We start from the raw sequence: 3,731 nt of genomic DNA on the forward strand, positions 1-3,731 counted from the left end.
ACCGCCTTTTTTTAGAAGACCCTTACATTAAATTGTAAGGGTCTTTTTTTGTTTTAATAAGTTTGGTCCGGTAATATCTTTAGGCTCTAAAGAAACCTTTGCTTTATAAGAATTTACTACCTTATTTAAATTTCTCTATTAATACTCAATACCGGGATATCGTAATTATTAATTATCTCTTCAGTAATACTCGGGCTAAAAATAGTGTCCAGGCCAGAACGTTGATGGGTTATGCTTGTAAAAAGATCTGGTTTTATCTTGTTTATAGCCATTCCTATTCCGCGGGCTTCATTATTAGCACTTAGAGATTGTGTCTTTATATTTTTAACGCCACAATTCTTTAAAAAGTTGCTCATTAAATTCTCTATCTCTTCATATTCTTTGAAATTATAAGGTGTATTTATATAAATCAGATTTTTCTCTGTATTTAAATTCCCAAGGATTTTGAAAATATGCTGAAAGGCAGATTGTGACTCTTCTTTTAAATCGGTAGCGATTAGTATTTTCTTCAGTTTTGAAATATTAAACTTGTACTTAATCGCCAATACGGGAACTTTAGATTGGCGAATAAGTTTTTGAGTATTTGAACCTAATATTTTTTCAAAACCTTTAGTACCGTGCGTACCCATAATTACTAATTCATAGTTTGCAGGATTAACGTAATTATTCAGTTCTTCCATACCGGTATTGAAGATTAGAGTATGCTCTGCTTCTACGTGTTTATCCTCTGCTTTTTTCTCTAAACTTTTTAATTGTTCCTTTGCGTTATTAATTTTCGCCTTGGATTCTGGATATTTATTTTCGTCCTGCTTGTTTAATTTAGACCAATCTACCGGCGTTTGAATATTATGAAGAAATTTTATTGGAAGGTCTAGCAACTTAGCCAATTCAATTCCAAATTCTGATGCATTTCTTGAAGATTCAGAGAAGTCTGTGGGTATGAGTATGTATTTCATGACGCTAAATATTTACCTATAAAGTTATAAAGCTTTATGGCTATATAAAATGATAAAGATCAGGTTTATTCCATAGGAAATTCTGTAGAAAAAATTATTCTGTTATTTTTGAATTCTTATGAAAGTAGACAATTTAGAACAGGGATTTTTCGGCATAGGAATTCAAAATGGTAAAACTCCCGAAAACCTGGGCGTTCTATGGCGCTCGGCCCAAAATATGGGAGCCAGTTATATTTTTACTATCGGGAATCGTTATGCGAAACAGGCTTGTGATACTCATAAAGCAGTGGGTGCAATGCCATATTTCCATTATAAAACTTTTGAAGATTTTTATTCAAATTTACCTAAAGGTGCTATGTTGGTAGGTGTTGAACTTACAAAAGATGCAGAGCCTCTTGAAACTTTTAACCATCCCAGGCGTTGTGTTTATTTACTGGGAGCCGAAGATCATGGCCTTTCTAACCAGGCTATAGAAAAATCCCATTTTTTAGTGAAGTTTAAGTCTAGCTTAAGTTTAAATGTTTCGGTAGCAGGAAGCATTATCATGTACGATCGTAATAGTAAACTTTTTTAAACCTGTGTCTACAAAAAAAAAACCTGGTATTGAGATTATTTCTTCGGTTTAAGACATTTGATTTTTCAGATTTAATATTCCTTTATTTTTATTTTTTGTTTGAGTCTTATATAACCGAATTTTGAGGATTTTTTAAACAGTTTGGTTAAATTAGCGGCAATTACAATAAAACTTAAAAGAATGAGATATTTATCCAGAGCTTTGCTTGGCCTTGCCGTAGCAGGAATGTTTAGTACCGGCGCTAAAGCCCAGGAGGTTGTAGGAAACAACCAGGGAGATTTTAATGAATTTATGGACCGTAGTGGTAATATGTACCGCGCTGCTTCAGGAAGACCGGGCCCCGAATACTGGCAGAATGAAACCGATTATGATATAGATGTCACTCTAAATGACGAAGAACATACCATTAAAGGGAAAATCACATTAACCTATACCAATAACAGTCCGCATGAATTAGACTTCATCTGGATGCATTTAGAGCAAAACCGCTTTACCGAAGATTCTCGTGGTACACTAACTACCCCAATTCAGGGCAATCGTTATAACGGAGATATTGACGGGGGCTATACTATCTCAAATTTAGAAGCCAAAGTAAAAAGAAGTTCATCTTCAAATTACTTAATAAACGATACCAGAATGCAGGTATTTTTTGAAGATCCTATTCCTGCAAATGGTGGAAAAGCCACCGTCTCTATGAATTTTGAGTATAAAATACCAGTAGAAGGAATGGACCGTATGGGAAGACTGGATGTGGAAGACGGGACTATTTACGCTCTCGCACAATGGTTTCCTAAAGCGGCGGTTTATGATGATGTGGAAGGATGGAATATAGAACCCTATCTTGGTGCAGGTGAGTTTTACTTAGATTATGGCGATTACGATTATAAAATTACTGCCCCGGCCAGCCATATTGTGGTAGCTTCGGGTGAATTACAGAACCCCAGGCAGGTATTGTCTTCTACCGTAAGAGATAGAATGGAAAGGGCTAAAGAAAGTGATTCTACGGTTTATTTAATTAAACCTGAAGAAGTAAATGATATGTCGTTACGCGCTAAACAGGAAGGTACGCTAACCTGGCATTTTAAAATGGAAAACACCCGTGATGTAGCTTTTGGTTCTTCAAAAGCATTTATCTGGGATGCGGCTAAAATAGATTTGCCTAGCGGAAAAAAAGCAATGGCGCAATCGGCTTACCCAAAAGAGAGTGATGGGCAGCATGCCTGGAGCCGTTCTACTGAATATTCTAAAGCTTCGGTTGAACATTATTCTGAAAAATGGTTTGAATATCCTTATCCGGTGGCTGTGAATGTTGCTGCTGATATAGGCGGAATGGAATATCCCGGACTTAACTTTTGCGGTTGGAAGAGTGAAGGTGCTTCGCTTTGGGGCGTTACAGACCACGAATTTGGTCATAACTGGTTCCCGATGATCGTTGGTTCTAACGAAAGAAGATACGCCTGGATGGACGAAGGGTTTAATACTTTTATTAATTATTACAGTACCTTAGATTTTAACAATGGCGAATATCCTGCGAGATTAAATAAAACCAGGAATATGACAGGCTGGTTTACCAGTGAACAAAGAGAAGGAATCGATACTTATCCAGATGTTTCTAACTTAAGAAACCTGGGAATGATCGCTTACTACAAGCCCGCAATTGGCTTATTATTACTTAGAGAGTATATCTTAGGAGAAGAGCGTTTTGATAATGCTTTTAAATCTTACATTGAAACCTGGGCATATAAACACCCTCAGCCAGCCGATTTCTTTAATCATATGGAGAATGTTTCAGGAGAAAACCTTTCCTGGTTCTTTCAAAAATGGTTTTACGGTACAGGTAATATAGATTTAGGTTTAGATGGAGTGAGACAATATGAAGGTAATTACGTTATTTCTTTAACTAATAAGGGTGAAATCCCAATGCCGGTTAAAATGGAAATTACTTACGAAGATGGTTCTTCAGAAAATGTAACTCTTCCGGTAGAGATTTGGCAGCGTGGGGATTCATGGAATTACCTACACCGCACCGATAAATCTATTGAAAATGTAGAGTTAGATCCTAATAAAATTTTACCAGATGTAAACTCTGGCAACGATGCCTGGCCAAATTCTTTTTACCAGGATTAATAGCTAAAAATTCTAAAATTAAAAGCCGTTTAAATAAAATTTAAACGGCTTTTTTTATTGTGTGCCGTGCATGG

The 3,731-nt window shown here is 36.1% G+C and carries 3 protein-coding genes; 2 read left to right on the forward strand and 1 reads right to left on the reverse strand.

Annotated features, from left to right (window positions below):
• Positions 1-125 precede the first annotated feature (125 nt).
• On the reverse strand, positions 126-956 hold the full coding sequence (locus B4F31_RS01450) for a universal stress protein (RefSeq protein WP_286760447.1): 831 nt from the start codon (positions 954-956) through the stop codon (positions 126-128).
• 118 nt (positions 957-1,074) lie between these two features.
• Between B4F31_RS01450 and B4F31_RS01455 the strand changes: the two genes are divergently transcribed.
• Both B4F31_RS01455 and B4F31_RS01460 read left to right on the forward strand, forming a co-directional pair.
• Positions 1,075-1,530 (forward strand): RNA methyltransferase, encoded by a 456-nt coding sequence (locus B4F31_RS01455; RefSeq protein WP_075325882.1) that lies wholly within the window; start codon positions 1,075-1,077, stop codon positions 1,528-1,530.
• Positions 1,531-1,710: 180 nt separating this feature from the next.
• The gene (locus B4F31_RS01460) at positions 1,711-3,657 is read left to right on the forward strand and encodes a M1 family metallopeptidase (protein ID WP_075327912.1); all 1,947 of its coding nucleotides are present in this window, start codon (positions 1,711-1,713) and stop codon (positions 3,655-3,657) included.
• Positions 3,658-3,731 lie beyond the last annotated feature (74 nt).

This window comes from Salegentibacter sp. UBA1130 (assembly GCF_002311535.1).
In the GTDB taxonomy this organism is placed as follows: Bacteria; Bacteroidota; Bacteroidia; order Flavobacteriales; family Flavobacteriaceae; genus Salegentibacter; species Salegentibacter agarivorans.